Origin of the sequence: Candidatus Tokpelaia sp., assembly GCF_008636115.1 — a bacterium.
Taxonomy (GTDB): Bacteria; Pseudomonadota; Alphaproteobacteria; order Rhizobiales; family Rhizobiaceae; genus QLZD01.
This window is the reverse complement of sequence record NZ_QLZD01000002.1, coordinates 1-18,400: the sequence shown is the minus strand read 5'-3', so window position 1 is coordinate 18,400 and position 18,400 is coordinate 1. Positions and strand designations below refer to the sequence as shown.

16 protein-coding genes and 1 tRNA gene are annotated in these 18,400 nt (G+C 49.2%); 13 read left to right on the top strand and 4 right to left on the bottom strand.

The genetic code is table 11. The features are described from left to right. Nucleotides 1-228: 228 nt before the first annotated feature. The gene (locus tag DPQ22_RS00085; protein WP_150212552.1) at nucleotides 229-2,034 is read right to left on the bottom strand and encodes an ABC transporter transmembrane domain-containing protein; all 1,806 of its coding nucleotides are present in this window, start codon (nucleotides 2,032-2,034) and stop codon (nucleotides 229-231) included. Between the two features lie 226 nt (nucleotides 2,035-2,260). On the opposite strand from DPQ22_RS00085, the gene rpmE reads away from it, so the two are divergent. The 10 genes from rpmE to DPQ22_RS00035 all read left to right on the top strand — a co-directional run bounded on the left by rpmE (nucleotide 2,261) and on the right by DPQ22_RS00035 (nucleotide 9,702). Beyond that, on the top strand, nucleotides 2,261-2,482 hold the full coding sequence (rpmE, locus tag DPQ22_RS00080; RefSeq protein ID WP_150212551.1) for a 50S ribosomal protein L31: 222 nt from the start codon (nucleotides 2,261-2,263) through the stop codon (nucleotides 2,480-2,482). Between the two features lie 181 nt (nucleotides 2,483-2,663). Next, a complete protein-coding gene (rimM, locus tag DPQ22_RS00075) occupies nucleotides 2,664-3,281 on the top strand; it encodes a ribosome maturation factor RimM (protein ID WP_190323067.1) in 618 nt (205 codons plus the stop codon). A gap of 19 nt (nucleotides 3,282-3,300) precedes the next feature. Further along, on the top strand, nucleotides 3,301-4,011 hold the full coding sequence (gene trmD, locus DPQ22_RS00070; RefSeq protein ID WP_150212549.1) for a tRNA (guanosine(37)-N1)-methyltransferase TrmD: 711 nt from the start codon (nucleotides 3,301-3,303) through the stop codon (nucleotides 4,009-4,011). A 292-nt stretch (nucleotides 4,012-4,303) separates the two neighbouring features. Beyond that, nucleotides 4,304-4,753, top strand: a complete 450-nt coding sequence (rplS, locus tag DPQ22_RS00065) for a 50S ribosomal protein L19 (protein ID WP_150212548.1) — start codon at nucleotides 4,304-4,306, stop codon at nucleotides 4,751-4,753. A 159-nt stretch (nucleotides 4,754-4,912) separates the two neighbouring features. After that, nucleotides 4,913-5,521 carry a hypothetical protein gene (locus DPQ22_RS00060; RefSeq protein WP_150212547.1) on the top strand — a complete coding sequence of 203 codons (609 nt, stop codon included), beginning with the start codon at nucleotides 4,913-4,915 and terminating at the stop codon, nucleotides 5,519-5,521. 11 nt (nucleotides 5,522-5,532) lie between these two features. Then, a complete protein-coding gene (locus DPQ22_RS00055; RefSeq protein WP_190323066.1) occupies nucleotides 5,533-5,838 on the top strand; it encodes a hypothetical protein in 306 nt (101 codons plus the stop codon). A gap of 246 nt (nucleotides 5,839-6,084) precedes the next feature. Continuing rightward, nucleotides 6,085-6,519, top strand: coding sequence for a succinate dehydrogenase, cytochrome b556 subunit (gene sdhC / locus DPQ22_RS00050; RefSeq protein WP_150212545.1), 435 nt, complete (start codon nucleotides 6,085-6,087; stop codon nucleotides 6,517-6,519). A gap of 10 nt (nucleotides 6,520-6,529) precedes the next feature. Further along, complete coding sequence (gene sdhD, locus DPQ22_RS00045) at nucleotides 6,530-6,919, top strand: succinate dehydrogenase, hydrophobic membrane anchor protein (protein WP_150212544.1); 390 nt, start codon at nucleotides 6,530-6,532, stop codon at nucleotides 6,917-6,919. Nucleotides 6,920-6,922: 3 nt separating this feature from the next. Further along, nucleotides 6,923-8,788: a succinate dehydrogenase flavoprotein subunit gene (gene sdhA / locus DPQ22_RS00040; RefSeq protein ID WP_150212543.1), complete on the top strand. Its 1,866-nt coding sequence runs from the start codon at nucleotides 6,923-6,925 to the stop codon at nucleotides 8,786-8,788. Nucleotides 8,789-8,922: 134 nt separating this feature from the next. Continuing rightward, nucleotides 8,923-9,702, top strand: a complete 780-nt coding sequence (locus DPQ22_RS00035) for a succinate dehydrogenase iron-sulfur subunit (protein WP_150212542.1) — start codon at nucleotides 8,923-8,925, stop codon at nucleotides 9,700-9,702. A gap of 102 nt (nucleotides 9,703-9,804) precedes the next feature. Here the strand turns inward: DPQ22_RS00035 and DPQ22_RS00030 are convergent, their stop codons facing one another. From DPQ22_RS00030 to DPQ22_RS00020, 3 genes are all read right to left on the bottom strand, one after another. Further along, nucleotides 9,805-12,900 carry a sacsin N-terminal ATP-binding-like domain-containing protein gene (locus DPQ22_RS00030; RefSeq protein ID WP_150212541.1) on the bottom strand — a complete coding sequence of 1,032 codons (3,096 nt, stop codon included), beginning with the start codon at nucleotides 12,898-12,900 and terminating at the stop codon, nucleotides 9,805-9,807. Between the two features lie 127 nt (nucleotides 12,901-13,027). Further along, nucleotides 13,028-14,290: a DUF2130 domain-containing protein gene (locus tag DPQ22_RS00025; protein ID WP_150212540.1), complete on the bottom strand. Its 1,263-nt coding sequence runs from the start codon at nucleotides 14,288-14,290 to the stop codon at nucleotides 13,028-13,030. A gap of 147 nt (nucleotides 14,291-14,437) precedes the next feature. After that, nucleotides 14,438-14,513, bottom strand: a tRNA-Phe gene (locus tag DPQ22_RS00020). A 301-nt stretch (nucleotides 14,514-14,814) separates the two neighbouring features. Between DPQ22_RS00020 and def the strand changes: the two genes are divergently transcribed. From def to DPQ22_RS00005, 3 genes are all read left to right on the top strand, one after another. Then, nucleotides 14,815-15,321, top strand: coding sequence for a peptide deformylase (gene def / locus DPQ22_RS00015; RefSeq protein ID WP_150212539.1), 507 nt, complete (start codon nucleotides 14,815-14,817; stop codon nucleotides 15,319-15,321). A 358-nt stretch (nucleotides 15,322-15,679) separates the two neighbouring features. Then, on the top strand, nucleotides 15,680-16,759 hold the full coding sequence (fmt, locus tag DPQ22_RS00010; protein WP_150212538.1) for a methionyl-tRNA formyltransferase: 1,080 nt from the start codon (nucleotides 15,680-15,682) through the stop codon (nucleotides 16,757-16,759). A gap of 358 nt (nucleotides 16,760-17,117) precedes the next feature. Beyond that, nucleotides 17,118-18,008 (top strand): outer membrane protein, encoded by an 891-nt coding sequence (locus DPQ22_RS00005; protein ID WP_150212537.1) that lies wholly within the window; start codon nucleotides 17,118-17,120, stop codon nucleotides 18,006-18,008. Nucleotides 18,009-18,400: the final 392 nt, after the last annotated feature.

The window sequence follows — 18,400 nt, the reverse complement described above, 5'->3', positions numbered from 1 at the left end:
ACGCGCGCCCCTTCGGTTTGCTTGGCTTACGCGCGCCCCTTCGGTTTGCTTGGCTTACGCGCGCCCCTTCGGTTTGCACAGCTCACGCGTGCCCCTTCGGTTTGCTTGGCTTACGCGCGCCCCTTCGGTTTGCACGCTCCGCGCGCCCCTTCGGTTTCTGCTGTGAAATCCGGCCGCCGGCGCCGGGTAAAATGAGGAAGCAGGGTGGAGAGCTGCCGCTGTTTTGGCTCAGTGTCGGGCACTGTTTTTGCGAAACTGCAACCTGGCCAGGCGGGCATAAAGCCCGTTTTGCGCTGTCAGATCAGCATGATTGCCTTCTTCAATAATCTGCCCGTTTTGCAGAACCAGAATGCGGTCGGCCTGCTGCACTGTGGCCAGGCGATGGGCAATAACCAGAGTGGTGCGGTTGCGCATTACTCTGCTCAGCGCCGCCTGTATCAGGGTTTCGCTTTCGGCATCAAGGGCGCTGGTGGCTTCGTCCAGCAGCAGCACCGGCGCATTGCGCAATAAAGCCCGCGCTATAGCCAGCCGCTGTTGCTGCCCGCCGGAAAGGCGGGCGCCTTTTTCGCCGATTTTCGTGTCAAAGCCTTGCGGCAGATTCCGGATAAACTCATAAGCATTGGCGGCTTTTGCGGCCGCAATAATCGCTTCTTCGGCGGCATTTTCAGCGCCAAAAGCAATATTGGCGCGCACTGTGCCGGAAAAACAACTGCCTCCCTGCGCCACATAAGCGAATTGCGCCCGTAATTCCTGCGGGTCGAGCGCTGTTATATCTATAGTATCCAGCCTGATTTGCCCGCTTTGCGGGTCGTAAAAGCGCAAGAGCAGCGCCAATATTGTGCTTTTGCCGGCGCCGGAAGGGCCGACAAGAGCCACAGTCTCCCCCGGTTGAACCGTAAAGCTCAGCCGTTCAAGCGCCGCCGCCGGACGGGAAGGATAGGTGAAGCAAATATTATCCAATGTGATTTGCCGGCCCGTTTTCTCCCCGGCGGTTAAAGCCGGCAAATGGCGCTGCTCTGCGGCTGCCGGCGCGGTGATAAGCGGCTTTTCAGCCAGAATTTCGGCCAGTCTTTCCAGGGCGCCGCCGGCAGCAGAAATTTCTCCCCCCGTTTCGGATAATTGGCCAAAAGCGGCAGCGGCAAAAATAGCGTAAAGCACAAATTGCCCTAAAGTGCCGGCCGACATATGGCCGTTTAAAACATCGCGCGCACCCAGCCATAAAACGGCAATCACACTGCCGAAAATTAAAAATATGGCAAAGCCGGTCAAAACAGCGCGAATTACGGTAGAATTTTTTACCGCTTTCAGCGCTGCTTCGGTTAATCTTGTGAAAGATTTCACCGCATTATTTTGCTGATTATAGGCCCAGACAGTGCGAATAGCGCCGATCTGCTCCAGCGCCAGGGCATTGGCCCTGGCCTGTTTATCCTGAGCCTTGCGGGCACTGGCGCGCACTTTGCGCGCCAGTGCCACCAGCGGCACAATAATGACCGGTATAGCCAATAATACATAGGCAGACAGGCGTGGGCTGGTGAACACCATCATCAATACTGCGCCGGCCGCCATAATAGCATTGCGCAGGCTGACCGACAGGCTGGCGCCGATAATGGTTTTTACCTGTGTTGTATCGGCTGTCAGGCGCGACAGAATTTCGCCGGAATTGGAGCGGTCATAAAAAGCAGGAGAAAGCTGTGTGAGATGGGCAAAGACATCACAGCGCAAATCGGCAATAATTTTTTCTCCCAGATTGACAGTGCTGTAATAACGAATAGCTGAGGCTAAAGCGAGCAAGGCGGCCAGCACAATCAGCATGGCGAAATAAGAATTGATAAAGTGATTGCCGGTGGAGCTGAAGCCGTAATCCATCATGCGGCGCACAGATAAAGGCAGAGCCAGCATGATCATGGCCGCCAGAACCAATGCGGCTAGGGCAATGACAGCCAGATATTTATAGCGGCACAGATAAGGGCGTAAAATTCTCAGCGATGTCAGGCGGCGGCGAGAAATATTTGTGCTGTTTTCAGCTTTTGGCATAAAAATCACCTTATTCCGGCCTTGGGCACTGCTTTTGCCTCTTGTGATAAAAGAACTGGTAATGTATAGACTAAAAACAGGTTTTATAAAGACTTTTTCGGCAAAAATGCGGTCACGCCGCCGTAAAAGGCCGGATTTGCCGAATATTGGCGTTTCAGGCGCCAGTGCCCGGCGGCCAGGTTCAAAACAGCAGTAATTTACAGCAAGCAGACGGAAAACAGCAATTATGAAAGCGAAAATTCACCCCGATTATCACATGATTAAGATTGTCATGACGGACGGCACGGAATATATGACCCGCTCTACCTGGGGCAAAGAGGGCGATGTCATGAATCTGGATATTGATCCGACAACGCATCCGGCCTGGACTGGCGGCTCACAAACTTTGGTAGATCGCGGCGGCCGTGTCTCTCGCTTCAAGAATCGTTTCGGCAATCTTGGTGTCTGATAGTGCGCTCTGGCGAGTGGCTTTTATCGCCCAATTCCCGCCGGCGGAGAAAATGAACAGGTTGGGGCCGCGCCGGTTAGGCGCGGTTTTTGTTTTGCCGGTTGCTTTAATGTCTGCCCGGCAATTTTCCGGGACAAAGGCGGGCTGTGAGCGCCGGCGGGAATGTTAAAGGCCGATGACTATGGCAGCCGGTAATAAACAGATTTTAATGGCCGTTATCGGCAAGGCGCAAGGTCTGTCGGGCCAGATGCGGTTGAAATTTTTTACACAAACGGCGCAGGATCTGGCGCGCTATGAGCGCTTTTATGGCAAAGACGGCGCGGAATATAAAGTTAAAGCGCTGCATATTCATAAAGGCCTGCCGATTATGGCGCTTGAAGGGATAGAAAACCGGGCGCAGGCCGAGCAGTTAACGGGGCTGGAACTATTTGTCAAGCGCAGTCAATTAGCCGATAATTTGCAAAATGACGAATTTTATCAGGAAGATTTGCTGGGCTTTGCTGTCCTTGACGAAGCAGGTGAGCCTATTGGCCGCATTAGCGGTTTTTTTAATTTCGGCGGCGGCGATATATTGGAAGTTGCTTTGTCGCCGCCTGACCCGGTAAAGCGGCCGGCGCCGGCCGGCGGCGTGAAGCTAAAGGCAAAAAAAGCGTTGATTCCGTTTAGCAAGGCTTTTGTGCCGGAAATTGCCGTGAGCGGCGAATATATTAAAGTGGATCGGCAGGCAGCAGGGCTGACCTTTGATGAGGATAAAACGGCGCGTGAGGAGGAAATGCCGCCCGCCGACAGCGCAGAATAGGCGATAATAAAGGCAGTTCATGGCTTTTCATGCAATTATTCTAACCCTCTATCCGGAAATTTTCCCCGGCAGTTTGGGCTTTTCGCTGGCGGGCAAAGCGCTGGCCAAAGGCCTGTGGTCTTATGAAACGCGGCAAATCCGCGATTTTGCCGGGGACAAGCATCATTCGGTTGATGACAGGCCGGCCGGCGGCGGTGCCGGCATGGTGATGCGGGCTGATGTGCTGGCGCGCGCCATTGATACTACTCCGGCCGATTATCCGCGCTTTTTATTCAGCCCGCGCGGGCAGGTTTTTGACCAGAGATTAGCGCGGCAAATGGCAAATCTGGAACAGGCGGTATTTATTTGCAGCCGGTTTGAAGGGGTCGATGAACGCCTGATTAAAGCGCGCAATCTGGTGGAGCTATCGATAGGCGATTATATTCTTTCCGGCGGAGAAATTGCGGCGCAAACTGTGCTGGACAGTGTTATCCGCCTGCTGCCGGGGGTGATGGGCAATCATGATTCCGGTTTACTGGAGAGTTTTGACAATAATTTACTGGAATATCCGCATTATACCCGGCCGCAAATTTTTGAAAATGAGGCTATTCCGCCGGTTTTGAGCGGCGGCAATCATGCCGAAATTGCCGCCTGGCGGCAGCGCCAGGCTGAGCGCGTGACTAAAGCGCGCCGGCCGGATTTGTTCCGCCGCTATCAAAAGCAGAAGAAAAGTGATTTGGGGCAAAAATAGCTCTTATAGCGGTTTGAGGCTTGATTTTTATCAGGCTTTGCTGTATCGCAGAGGCGATGATTAAAGGGTAACCCTGTCATTGTGGTTTAACCTCGTTTTCTGATTAGTATATCACAATGACGATATACGAGGGAACCCTGTCCAAAATGAAGGAAGGGTGCATTCGCCCCTGCTTTAATCCGCGCCGTTTGGCTGTGCAAGCGGTTTTAAAGGGTAAGCATTGCCGGCAGAATATTTTGCGGCAAAAGTCGGGCGCTCTGGCTTTTCGATAAGAATATAAGGATTAAGACTGATGAATATTATTGCGCAACTGGAAGCTGAGCAGCGCGCCAAAATTGAAGAAAAACGCAGCCTGCCGGCTTTTAATGCCGGCGACACAGTGCGCGTTTCTGTCCGCGTGACCGAGGGCACCCGCACCCGTATCCAGATTTTTGAAGGCGTGTGCATTGGCCGCTCCGGCGGCGGGCTGCATGAAACTTTTACCGTGCGCAAAATTTCTTACGGTGAAGGGGTAGAGCGCGTTTTCCCCTGTTATTCGCCGCTGGTAGAAGGGGTAGAGCTGGTGCGCCGCGGCCGGGTGCGCCGGGCCAAATTATATTATTTGCGTGGTTTGACCGGTAAAGCAGCCCGTATTGCCGAGAAAAAGGATAATCGCAAAAAAGCCGATAAACGCGCTGCTGCCAAAGCAGAGGCGGCACCACAAGCTGCGCCTGCCGCTGAAAAAGCAGCCGCTGCGGAATAAGCAGCCTGATCCGGAATTTTGCAAAAGCCTGCCTGGCCTCTGCCCGGCAGGCTTTTGCATGACGGAATGCAAGGTTTTTATTGCTTTCTTAAAGTCACCAAATTAAACTTCACGAGTGACTATATTTGGCTTATTTGCTGTTTATAGATTGGCAGGACAATGTTGAATTCAAATCATTCTATTGACCAGGCTATGATTGAAGCAATGCGGGTGGCGGAATATATGCGCCCGGCTATCGTGCGCCCTTACCGTGAGATTGCAGAAATTCCTGCCGCGGCCAAATCGTTAGAGCGATATTATCAGGATAAAAAAATCAGCGAAAGGCTGAAAAAATTTTCTAAGGCCATAGCAAAACAGGAAGACAGGCTGGAAGCTTTCTTGTTTTCCGGCGGTAAAGTGCGGGCTGTTTTGGGCGAAAGCTTTGCTGACAACAAAGATAAAGTAGAACCGCGTCACCTGGATAATTTAGAACAGATAGCTGGTGATTTAGAAAACAGGGCGCAGGAAACTTCGGCTGAGGGCGTAGCGCTGCTGAAAAAACTGCATAAGCAGTTTAAAATATTAGGACAGGAAAAACCGGCTTATAAAAAAGAAATTAAAGAGCTTTTTGATCGCATTTTCAATTTGGGCGATAAAGCGACTGAAGAAGTTTATAATATGGCCTTGTTTTTGCGAGCACTCCGGGCAGAATATGGAGAGAGAAAAAAAACAAAAAGTTTTACTGATGAAAAAGAGATGCTGACTTATCTTGATGGGCTTGGACGTTAATGAAGATAGGATTGGCTTACGGGGAAGCATTTGAGAAGTCATTCAAAAAAATAAAAAACGAAAAGGATAAAGCGGCGATAAAGGGAGTTCTTGTAAAATTTGCTGGAATGGGAGTGCATATTGGTGCGCCGGGATTTAAATATTTAAATGTAAAGAAAGCATTACAAGATCGGGGAGTAGTGCGCTGTCGTTTACGGAGCGGAGTATGGCGGGTTCTATTGACGGAAGAGGAAGAAAATTTAAGCTATATAGTTGAGGATATTCAGTTGCGCAAAAATGCTTACGAAGTGTGGAAGCGGAAATATGAGCTTGCTTGATTGTCTCTAAAGTTGAGATATTTTATATCCTTTTATCACTATGAAATATTTCAATAATAAGATTTTTATCCACCGGCATTCAGAAAAAATTCTGATTTTTGCCAATTTTCTTTATAGGACTTGACGCCTTGCGGCAATAAGCTTACCAAAAGGAAAGTGAGGCGTTTTGTCGCACAAGCGGCACTGCCTTGTTGTTTTCCTGCTCTTCCAAGCCGGCAAAAGCCGGTTTAAGCCGAGGGAGGTTTTATGGCTGTTGCAACTCCGCCTGTTGAAGAGAAAATTCAGCCTTACCGGCCTTCCTCCCCGCGGCCGAAATCGCCGCATGTCACTATTTATCGCTGGCCGATTACTATGGCCATGTCGATTGCTCATCGCGCTACCGGCGCAGCGCTTTATGCCGGCACGGTGTTGCTGGTGATTTATCTGGCGGCGCTGGCCATGGGTGAGCAAAGCTTTCATTATGTGCAGGCGGTTTATCAGTCGCTCATTGGGCAGTTTATCCTGTTTCTTTACAGTCTTGCCTTTGTTTATCATATGGTCGGCGGCATTCGCCATTTATTCTGGGACGTCCGCCCCGGTTTGATGGAAAAGCATTGCGCCACCAAAACAGCCTGGGCGACAATCGGCATTTCTCTTATTGTCACTATATTTATCTGGTTTGTCGCCTGCACATTTTTTTGAGGAAGAGAAGATGACTCACGGGGATTTTCGCACCGAATTGGGTAAAGCGCGCGGTCTTGGCGCTGCTCGCAGCGGCGCGCGCCATTTCTGGCTGCAAAGGGTAACAGCCTTTGCCAATGTGCCGCTGTTTATCTTTTTTATCGGCTTGATTATTAGTTTGAGTGATAAGGATTATGCGCAGATTCATGCGATTTTCGCCAATCCCTTCATTGTGCTGATTGTAGCGCTTATTCTGCTTTCCGGCATTTATCACATGAAGCTGGGCATGCAGGTGATTATTGAAGATTATGTTCACGGTAATGGCTGGCGCGTTTTTATTCTGGCGCTTAATATTTTCTGTTCCGTGTTTCTGGCCGCAGCGTCTGCTCTGGCTCTGGTTAAAATTATGCTGGGAGGCTGACTAATGGCACAAGCAGAAGCAGCGCACGAAAAGGCGGCGGGGGCGGGCGCGAGCGGTTTTGGCGGCGGCGCCTATAAATATGTTGATCATCAATTTGATGTTGTGGTGATTGGTGCCGGCGGTTCCGGTCTGCGCGCCACGCTGGGCATGGCTGAGCAGGGCTTTAAAACAGCCTGCATTACCAAAGTTTTTCCCACGCGTTCGCATACAGTAGCGGCGCAGGGCGGCATTGCCGCCTCGCTGGCCAATATGGGGCCGGATAACTGGCAATGGCATATGTATGATACGGTCAAAGGTTCCGACTGGCTGGGCGATATGGACGCGCAGGAATTTATGGTGCGGCAGGCGCCGCAGGCTGTCTATGAGCTGGAGCATTATGGCGTGCCGTTTTCGCGCACGGAGGAGGGTAAAATTTATCAGCGCCCCTTTGGCGGCCATACGACTGAATTTGGCGAAGGCCCGCCGGTGCAGCGCACCTGTGCCGCGGCCGACCGCACCGGCCACGCCATTTTGCACACGCTTTACGGCCAGAGCCTGAAGCATAAAGCGCGCTTTTTTATTGAATATTACGCGCTGGATTTAATTATGACCGATGGCGCCTGTTCCGGGGTTGTCGCCTGGAATCTCGATGACGGCACCATTCACCGCTTTGCCGCCAAAATGGTGGTTTTGGCCACAGGCGGCTATGGCCGCACCTATTTTTCCGCCACTTCAGCGCATACCTGCACGGGGGACGGCGGCGGTATGGTGGCGCGCGCCGGCCTGCCTTTGCAGGATATGGAATTTGTCCAGTTCCACCCCACCGGCATTTACGGCGCCGGCTGCCTGATCACGGAAGGCGCGCGCGGCGAGGGCGGTTATCTGATAAATTCAGAAGGGGAGCGCTTTATGGAGCGCTATGCTCCAACCTTCAAGGATCTGGCTTCGCGTGATGTGGTTTCGCGTTGCATGACGGTTGAGATTCGCGAAGGCCGCGGGGTTGGCAAAAAGAAAGATCACCTTTATCTGGTGTTGAGCCATCTTGACCCGGCCGTATTAAAGGAGCGCCTGCCTGGTATTTCGGAATCGGCGCGGATTTTTGCCGGGGTTGATGTAACGCGCGATCCGATTCCGGTTATCCCCACCGTGCATTATAATATGGGCGGCATTCCGACCAATTATTGGGGTGAGGCGTTAAACCCGACCGCTGATAATCCGGACGCGGTGCAGCCGGGGCTTATGGCGGTGGGTGAAGCCGGTTGTGCCTCTGTGCATGGTGCCAATCGGCTGGGTTCCAATTCGCTGATTGATCTGGTGGTATTTGGCCGGGCGGCGGCGCAGCGGGCAGCGCAGATTATTGATAAAAATGCGCCGGTGCCGGATTTGAATCTTGCTGCCTGTGATAAAATTATGGCGCGCTTTGACCGGCTGCGTTACGCCAAAGGGGCGCAGCCGACTGCCGCTCTGCGGGAGAAAATGCAGCGCGCTATGCAGGAAGATGCGGCGGTATTCCGCACAGCGGAGAGCCTGGCACAGGGCTGTGAGCGTATTTCCGCCATTTGGGGTGAATTGAACGATGTGCATGTTTCTGACCGCTCGCTGATCTGGAATACGGATTTAATGGAAACATTGGAGCTGGAAAATCTCATGGCCAATGCTGTCACTACCGTTTATTCAGCCAAAGCGCGGCCTGAGAGCCGCGGTGCTCATGCGCGTGAGGATTACCCTGAGCGTGATGATAAAAACTGGCGCAAGCATAGCCTGGCGCGGTTAAATGCGGCGGGGGAGGTGGCGGTGTCTTATCGCCCGGTGCATACGGAGCCTTTAACCGGGGCGGAAGATGGCGGCATTGATCCAAAGCGCATTGCGCCGAAAAAGCGGGTTTATTAGGGCAGTGCTTTGCTGCTTGTAGCGGGTTTTGGTGATAGCAATAATAATTCAGGGGTGAGGGTGCCCCGTATGAGTGAAATTTCCCTTGGCCGTCTTCCGGCAGCTAACAGGGTCGGTATTTAAGGAATTATTCTATGGCGCAGATTCGTCTTCCTGAAAATTCGCGTATCCAGCCTGGCAAAACCTGGCCAAAGCCGGAAGGGGCAAAAAATCTGACGGAATTTCAGATTTATCGCTGGTCGCCCGATGATGAGGAAAATCCGCGGCTGGATACGTATTATGTTGACAGGGAAGCCTGCGGGCCAATGGTGCTGGACGGCATACTCTATATTAAAAACCATATTGACCCGAGCCTGGCGCTGCGCCGTTCCTGCCGTGAGGGGGTGTGCGGCTCTTGCGCCATGAATATTGACGGAGCCAATACACTGGCCTGCACCAAAGGCATGGACGAAGTCAAACAGCCGATTAAAATTTTCCCGCTGCCTTCCATGCCGGTGGTAAAAGATCTGGTGCCGGATTTGAACCATTTTTATGCCCAGCATCGCATGGTTGAGCCATGGCTGCAAACCGTCTCACCCGAGCCGGAAAAGGAATGGCTGCAGGGCCATGGCGAGCGGCAGCAGTTAGACGGGCTTTATGAATGTATTTTATGCGCCTGCTGCCAGACTTCCTGCCCCAGTTACTGGTGGAACGGCGACCGTTATCTTGGCCCGGCAGTGCTGCTGCAGGCCTATCGCTGGATAGCCGATACGCGTGATGAAAAGACAGGCGAGCGGCTGGATAGACTGGAAGATCCCTTCCGCCTTTATCGCTGCCACACAATTTTAAACTGCACCCAAACCTGCCCGAAAGGCCTGAACCCGGCCAAAGCTATCGCCACCATCAAAAATCTGATCACCGAACGACAGGTTTGAGCTAGGGGTAAGGCGCCCTTCTGGTTGTAACTAAATTTTTGTATAACTGTTTGAAGTAGCAGGTTTTTGTTTTCTCTGCTGCTTTTTTGCATGTGAGACGCTTTATCTGCGGATAATGAAATTTACAGGGTCTGCCTGTAGTTCACCGTCTTTCCATTTTTTTATTGGGTTTTGAACGCACACAATCTCAGGATTTTCGCTTCCAGCGCCAAAGAGGATATAAAGCCAATACAAATCCCCTTCTTTTCGTGCAACCTCCCATTGATGCCCCGATACTTTAAAGGCATGGTCGGTTAAGTTTTCGGTAGATTTTACCTCAATGATTTTTTCCAGTTTGCCGTTGCGCCAGCATTCAATATCGCGTCCTGTGCCTATATTGCCGTTTTCATTGAGAATTTTTATTTCTTTTTCCGTATAGCCTTCTTCTGTTATTAAAAATCCCTTAACGGCTTCTTCACCCCATTCACCGACAGCTTTGGCTTTTTTAGAAGAAGGCTGCGGCGGCTCAGAATACTCTTCAGAGAACACATTCCTTGAATCCATAATTCTGCTCTGCGCTATACGCGGATTACTTTCCCTTTCAGGGATAGCAGCAAGCTCATTTTCCGTAAATATTGCCTGTGTGGGTTCCACTTCAGGAATCCAATCCGCTTCTTGCTGCTGTTTGGCTGCTGCTTGCTGCCTTTCCCAAGCTTCGTATTTGTCATATCGCTCTGCGTCAACAAGCTTTTTGCCTAGTGCCGCCGCTTCCTCTTCCAACTCTTTTTCGCGGTTTGTTTTAAATTCGAAAGGCAATCTTGCTATTTCTTTTATACTTTCTGCTATATCTTCCTTTACTATATCAGCAGGCTTATAAAACTGACCATCTTTACCAAGAATCCACTGGGCTGTTGAAAGCAGATTTTTTGATAAATTCTTATAGTTTTTATCGCTCGGCGTCAGTGTTATTTCATCATTCATAAATAAACATGGATATTTAGAATTAAATTGTAATAAAATATCTTTCAAGGTCACTATATTTTCAGAATCTAATTGAGTGAAAAAATCTCCCATGCCAGCTATTACAGCTAGGTCTCTATATCTATAGTCAGCAACGGGTATTATATCTGGTCGTGTCATCGTGCCAAGTTTTATCTGATCTTTTTCAGACAAGGCTTCATCGGCAAAATTTATATTGGAAGAATATTTGAACCATGCTTTCAGTAGATTAGACGAACAATAGACCTCTCCTGCTTCTCTAAATATCCCGTCTTCACATTTGATAAGCTTTAAACCGGAGAGCTGCTCTTTTAATTTAGAGCTTGCGTCAAGTGATTTACTATTCAGAACATCTAAAATCTGTTGCAAGTCTCCCTTGTATTCCTCATCGCTTACATTCGGAAATTGCCAGTATTTAGGTAATATAGTTTTTATTATATAATCAACCGTGTCAGGTTCACGCAATCCGAGATCTTTGAGGAATTTCAGGGCTTCTTCGTTCTCAGTGAGCACTTTTTTCACCATCGGATAAGCAATAAGTGTCTCAATCGGTAGAAAAGCTTTTTCGGGGAGATACAGAGAATTATCAGATAAACGAATTATCGGCTTCGTTGTTAAAATACCTGCTTCTTTGTGAAAACCTCTCCCTTTATATATGGTTCTCACTGACCATAAGTCTCTTTGCGCTCTTAAAAATTGATAAAATTGGATAAACCAATCGTCCGTTTGTATCGCTAAAAAGGATTCATCGATTCTGCGAGCAAAATCCGTGGGGCTTATAATTTCTATGCCCAGAGACTTTTCCAGATAATTGAGCAAGGCAGGCGTTCTATCGCGGGTTATAGCTGTCGAGAGCCAGATTTTCCCTTCAGGCGTATAGAGATTTATCAATTCTCCAGAGCGTGCGATAACAGCCCTTTGTGCGGAAGTGAAACTTTGCTTTGCTGTCGGTAAATAGTCCTCTTTTTTCAAAATATCTTTTATTTTGGCAAAGAGTGGACAAAAGAAACTGCTTTCAGGAAAATTTCCTGCCTCAATCGGCAGAGTCTGTAAGAAAGATAAATCACAAAGTCCAGCCGCCTTTATTTGCGGCAAAGCTTCAGCCAATAATTCTGCTGCCAGCTCAATTAAAGCTTTATTATGCTCGTTATTTTCGGGGATACTCTCACGCGAGGCAGTGGTGATAAAATTACCGTTTAAAAGGAAATGCAGGCCGGTTTCCTTTATGGTCGGGAACCAAACAAAAAGTTTTGTATCTTGAGCTTTCTCTAAAGTTTTACCTTTATCTGAATCTGTGCAGGCGAAAGCAAGATCGATTTTCTGTTGCTCAGTTCCCTTTTGAAAAATAATGAAGCTTTGCTGCTCTTTACCTGTGAGAGAAATTTGCAAGAGTCCGTTGGGCCGCTCTGTAACCTGTTTCGTGTATCTGCCTTTGTCGTTACCTCCGATATAGAAGGAAATCTGTTCCAGATTTTTGAGAAATAATAGGCAGCGTGTGTCAAAATTTTGCAGCCGTTCGGATAACCCTTTATAGATAGCTTCGGCCTTAGTTTCTTTGAATGGAAGAGAGAAAAGAGTCGTCCACTCATTTACGGCTTTAGGTTCAATTTCCTCGGGGCGAATATATTTTTTTATACAAAAATGAAATATATCAGAATGAATCTCGGGCGCTTCAGTTATTGCATGAACAGATTTGAAGCCCAGCCCGAATTTGCCGATTTTTGTAAGGTCGTCTTTTGTGCTTTGTGCAAACTGGGTTACGGCACGAACATCGCTTTCAGAGAATACGCGTCCGTTGTGATAAATATCCAAAACATCGGCGCGCAAGACGAATGCTATTTCGCTAGCGCCGGCATCTTCAGCATTTTGTAAAATTTCAAACAAAAAATGCGTGTCATCGGAGTAAAGCTGTTCACTAAGCATTTTTAGGTGATTAGTTCCTTTTCCGAATTCTTCTAGATTTTCTTTACAGAGGCTTTCGAAAAAATCAGAACACTTTTTAAACATGATTTTTCCTAACAGATACATATTTTGAATTTGAAGAAATGTGGAGATTCGGTATCTTGATTTGTCTTTCAGCAGGGGTAATTTTATTTGTGAAAATATGCAATAAAAATTATCAGATGATGCTGCATTAACAGCGGCCTTTTCAGGAATTGTGATAATTTTATTAAGAGAAAAGAAAAATGGTGCGTGGAGCCGGAACGGAAGCAGCGGCACAAGGATTTTCGGTTCCTTGCTCTACCGACTGAGCTATCCAAGTGCAATAATACGCAACGGAGTGTGCTCGAGCCTTTAAACACAAGAATTTGCCCTTTGTCCAGCGAGAGTTGCAGCAAGAGCAATCTTAATCGTGTTCCACTTCATCTTTATCGTCAAATTCAAGCTCTAAAGCAGGAATTTTGGGGAGAGTTACCATTGCGTCTAAATCGCCATACATGCTTATTGTATTGCGAAGAACAGTCTCCAGCCGTTTTTCTGCCGTCGCCCATTTTTTCTGATAAGAGCGTTTCTCTTTAGCAAGGTCATCTTGCATGGCAGAGAAATTCTCAATAATCGCTTCTATACGCTGGCGAAATTGTGTGCCGGTTAAATATTGATAGAGCACTTCCATTTTTTCATTTTTGCCGACAGCCAAATTTTTTTCTCTTGCTATGGCTTCCAGCTTGTCACGAAGAATAATAGCAAGCGGAATCGCAAAACGCCTGTCGCAAACCCATATGCCGTCCCGCCAGGCAAAACCTGTTATGCCTTCCGGCAATATTGTGGAGACAAGAATAGCTATATCGGCTCCTAAGGCGCGTTGGTCTTCTTTGAGTTTTGCTATCCAGCCATCAGACCAGTTTTTCGTATTTTTAGCTTCCCAGATTATGTGCCCACATTCTTTGCCGGCGGCATTATAAACTGTCTGCACAATATCAGCACCTCTGATACCTTTTGGCACGGGCGCTATTGTATCACGATCGAAAGCCCTCATTAGCGCGTCCTCCAGCGTTAGCTCCAGAGCTTCGCCTTGCGCTTGCTGTGAGCCTTGTTGCAGTTTACGCGCCATTTCAGCATTGGTTTGTTGACTCTCAGCTAGCAATTTATCTTTTTGCGCTATAATCAGCCGCGAGGATTCTAGCGCTTTTAGCTCCGCTTCTTTTCTAATTTTTTCTTTTTCCGTTTCAAGCCGCTTTAAGGTTTCGATTTCAAGATTGCGCTGCTTTTCCTCCAGAACTGCTTTTTGCTTTAGGAATTCGATCTCTTGTTTTGCAGCATTTTGTAATTTTGAATCTCTGTCTGCTAACTGTTCTTTTAGCAAATCCGTAATTTGCTTTTGCTCTGTTTCTGCTTCTTGTTTAAGCTGTCGGCGGAGACTTTTTTCGCTTTCTGCCAGTTTCGTTTTTACCTGATTCGCAATAGCTCGTTCAGATTCTTCTTTAAGGAAGGCCAATTTTTCTCTTTCTTTCTCTAGAGCGCTCTTTTCTGCCTCAAGCGCAGATTTATCTTTTGCTTTTTCCACTTCATATCGCCGGCCAATTTCTGCTGCAATTTGGTTGCGCAAAATTTCATTCACGGAAATTTCTGTGCCGCATTTGGGGCATATGATAATCTGGCTGTCAGGCATTTTTTACTCCTACCGCGATTCGCGTAAATATAATTTTATTATTAAAGGTAGACAATGATAAATATGAGGAATGAATAGTTCTGCCGGTAATGACAGCAATCTAACCAAAATAGATAAATGATATTTTATCAAGGGAAAGAAAAATAATGGTGCCTGGAGCTGGAATCGAACCAGCGACACAAGGATTTTCAGTCCTTTGCTCTACCGACTGAGCTATCCAGGCACAGCAACACGCATAGGCGCGTTACCCAAGCCTTTAAACATAAGAATTTTCCCCTGTCCAGAGGCAAATTTAAAATTGCCGCTCTTAATCACCAAAAAACGCTGTCAACCGAGCGGTAACCCAGCCGCCGGCGCGCACTGTCAATCGAGCGCCCGGAATTCTCCCCTTTGAATCCGTGTAATTGACTTATCAAGGCGGTATGTCCTAGTATTAGGACATTGTCGGGCGCTTGCCGGCGTGTTGGTGTTCCGCTGTCCGCCCTCTGCCGCCCGTTTGCCGATTATTATAAAGTTATCTGTTTATGCCGTTAAAGCCGTTGATTATCCTGCCTGATCCTGTTTTGCGCCGCCACTCTGAGCCGGTGGCCGAGGTCAATGCGGCAATAACCACGCTGATTGATGATATGCTGGAGACCATGTATGAAGCGCCAGGCATTGGCCTGGCCGCCATTCAGGTGGGGGTGCCGCTGCGCCTGCTGGTGCTCGATGTTGCCGGCAAAGATGAGCCGAGAAATCCGCAAGTCTTTATCAATCCGGAAATTGTCTGGCGGTCAATGGCAATGAGCCGCTATGAAGAAGGCTGCCTGTCTATTCCCGGTTATTATGCCGAAGTAGAGCGGCCGAACAAAATCCGCGCCACTTACCGCGACCGCAGCGGCAAAGCGCAGGAAATTGCCGCTGAAGGCTTGCTGGCCACCTGTTTGCAACATGAAATAGATCATTTAAACGGCATTTTGTTTATTGACCATATTTCCAAGCTCAAGCGCGATATGGTGATGCGCAAATTTAAAAAGAAACAAAAATTGTAGCCCGAAGCTGCCACGCCCCGCAGCGGCTCTCGGCAATATCTGCCTTGCCGGGGGCGATGACGGTAAAAATTCGGGCAGAGATCAAGGCAGAAAAACTGTGAGCCGGGCGGCCGGCGGTGTAAAAGTTCTCGTGCCTTGAGCGCGTAAACTGCGCCCATCACGCACTGCGCGCTCAACAGAGAGCAGGGGTGGCAGAGTTTCGTTCCGTTTTATTAAAAGCTGAGATCTGCTGCTTTGTATTGCGCGCCCGCAAAAAGGCAGGCTAAACCGAGACAAAAGGGCGCGTTCTGGACAGCCTTTTGTGCGCGTTAACACCGTCAAGGTTTGAAAACCGGCAGCAATTATAAGGAAGCGGATAATGAAACTGGCTTTTATGGGAACACCGGAATTTGCCGTGCCGTTTTTGCAGGCTTTGCATTGTGCCGGGCATGAGCTTGCTGCGGTTTATACCCAGCCGCCGCGCCCGCGCGGCCGCGGCTTGAGCGAGCTTGCTTCGCCGGTGAGCCAGGCGGCGCAGGCACTGGGCCTGCCGGTATATAGCCCCAAAACTCTGCGTGATGCGGCAGAGCAGGCGCGCTTTCAAGCCTTGGCGGTTGATGCCGCCATTATTGTTGCCTATGGCCTGCTGCTGCCGGAAGCGGTGTTAAACGCGCCGCGGCTGGGCTGCTATAATGCTCATGCCTCGCTTTTGCCGCGCTGGCGCGGCGCCGCGCCGGTGCAGCGCGCTATCGCCGCCGGCGATACAGAAACCGGCCTGGTGATTATGCGCATGGATAAAGGGCTGGATACCGGGCCGATTCTCTGCGCTCAAGCGGCCGCCGGCGGCAGACGCGCGCCGGCGCGCCCGTTTATGATTAAAATGCCGATCGGCGCGGATATGACAGCGGGCGAGCTGTTTAGCGCTCTGGCGGCAAAAGGGGCAGAGCTGACGGTGCAGGCCGTTGCCGCTCTGGCCGACGGGCAAACCGGTTTGCAAGCGCAGGCGGCAGAAGGCGTTACTTACGCTCATAAAATCACCAAAGAAGAAACGCGGATAAATTGGCATCAGCCGGCAGAACAGGTGCATAAACATATTTGCAGCCTGTCACCTTTTCCCGGTGCATGGTGTGAAATGATTCTTGCCGGCAAACGCGAAAGAGTGAAAATTCTGGCCTCGCATTGTGCCGACAAAGCCATCGACGCCGCCGCCCGGCAACAAGGATTGATAAAGCCGGCTGCTGCCAATAGCAGGGCAGCAGCCCTGGAAGCAGAAAAAGCGGCACGGGTAAAAGCGCAAACTGCCGGGACGAATCAGGTACAAGCGGCAAAAACAGTGCCTTATCTGGCAGTGCAATGCGCTAAAGGCGCAGTTCTGCTGACGCAGTTGCAAAAAGCCGGCGGCAAAGTGCTGGCCGCCGGCGATTTTTTGCGCGGCGCAATAATAGAATCTATCCATTAAAAAGTCGCAAAAGGCACGGGCCAACCTGCTCGCAGCGGTGCGGCACAGCGCCGGATTTGAAAAAAAATCAAAACACAAGCCCTTCGTAAACTTTTTGGCAAAAAAATATAAAAATAATAAGCTACTGTTTTTAATAGATTTTATTACGAAAATAACAAGCCGGACGGCAATGATGAGCAAATAGGCCGCTACTGTTGCCTGTTTGCTACAGACACAGACAGCGGCATTTGCTAAATCGGTGCCACATCACTTGATACGGATACAGGGGCTGGATTAAAAAGCTTGCTATCCTTTCGCTGGAGTAGTTTTTTGCCGGGAAGCTCAGGGTTTTCAGGTAGAGACAAAAAAGGATCATAAAATGAAAAAATCTATTATAGCTGCGGGCGTTCTCGCTCTTTTGGCTTCCACCGGCGCAAAAGCTGCTGATATTGTAACCTATCAGGATCAGGCTGTTGCTGCCCCTTCAGGCGTTAACTGGACCGGCTTCTATGTCGGCGGCACCATTGGCGGCGCCTGGGCGGAAAGCAAAACCCGTCTGCGCGGCCCGATGGAAATCAGCGAGGGCGGCGACAAAGATAGCTGGGGTCGCATTGCCAAGAAGACTGTTAATCCGGATTCCTTCATTGGCGGTATCTATGCCGGTTATAACTTCGAAATCGGCGCTCTGGCCAATACGCCTTTCCTGAAAGATGTAGTTTTCGGCGTTGAAACCGACTTCCTCTTCAATTCCGGCAATGATCGGGGCGGCAAGGATATTGATCAGGAATATGTTGACTTTAACAGCAGTGCCAATGGCCGTAGCTGGTATCTTGGCGAAGGCGCTGACGGCGCTCGCTACAAAGTGCGCGTAAAACAGAAATGGAATGGTGCAACCCGCTTCCGTGCCGGTTATGCTTTGGGCAATGAAGGCCGCTTTATGCCTTATTTTGCAACCGGTATTTCCTATGCCAATATTCAGGCTAAAGGCGCTGTCTTGAGCTATAGCACAGCAACGGGCGACAGAAATTATATCAATGAAGTCGGCCATCATTCCATGACCAAGACTCGCGCCGGCTGGAACATTGGCGGTGGTGTGGATTATGTCCCGCCGATCATGAATGATCATCTGGTGCTGCGTGCGGAATATCGCTTCACCGATTTCGGTCGTGATGACTACAATGTCAAAGATCTGAACGGCAACAAAAAATATAATCAGGTTGTAAAATATTACACCAATGATTTCCGCGTTGGCGTTGCTTACAAATTCTGATTTGCGATGGCGGATTTTTTCCTGCTATAGTAATATAGCAGGAAAATTCAGGAAGCTTGGACAGGGCGACTCTCATAGGAGTCGTCCTGTTTTACTTTATGGGTTTTATACCCTATATTAGCTCGGTTTTATTTTTCTGCTTAATAGTTATTCGGTGTCGCAGAGGTTATGAATCTGCCTGTATGGATTTTGGTTGATAAAGCCGATTGCGGTTGTTTTAAATCGCCGAAGAAACAGGCGGGTAAAGCGGTAATAGCGGGCATATTGCCGGCTGTTTTTGCCAAAAAGACTGAGAAAGCATACCGCGTTATAAACTGCTGATAGAATATGCCGCGCTTATTCCCCAAAAATATATTTTTGGGAGCAGGAATAAGCGGCAGGAGAAGTTCTGT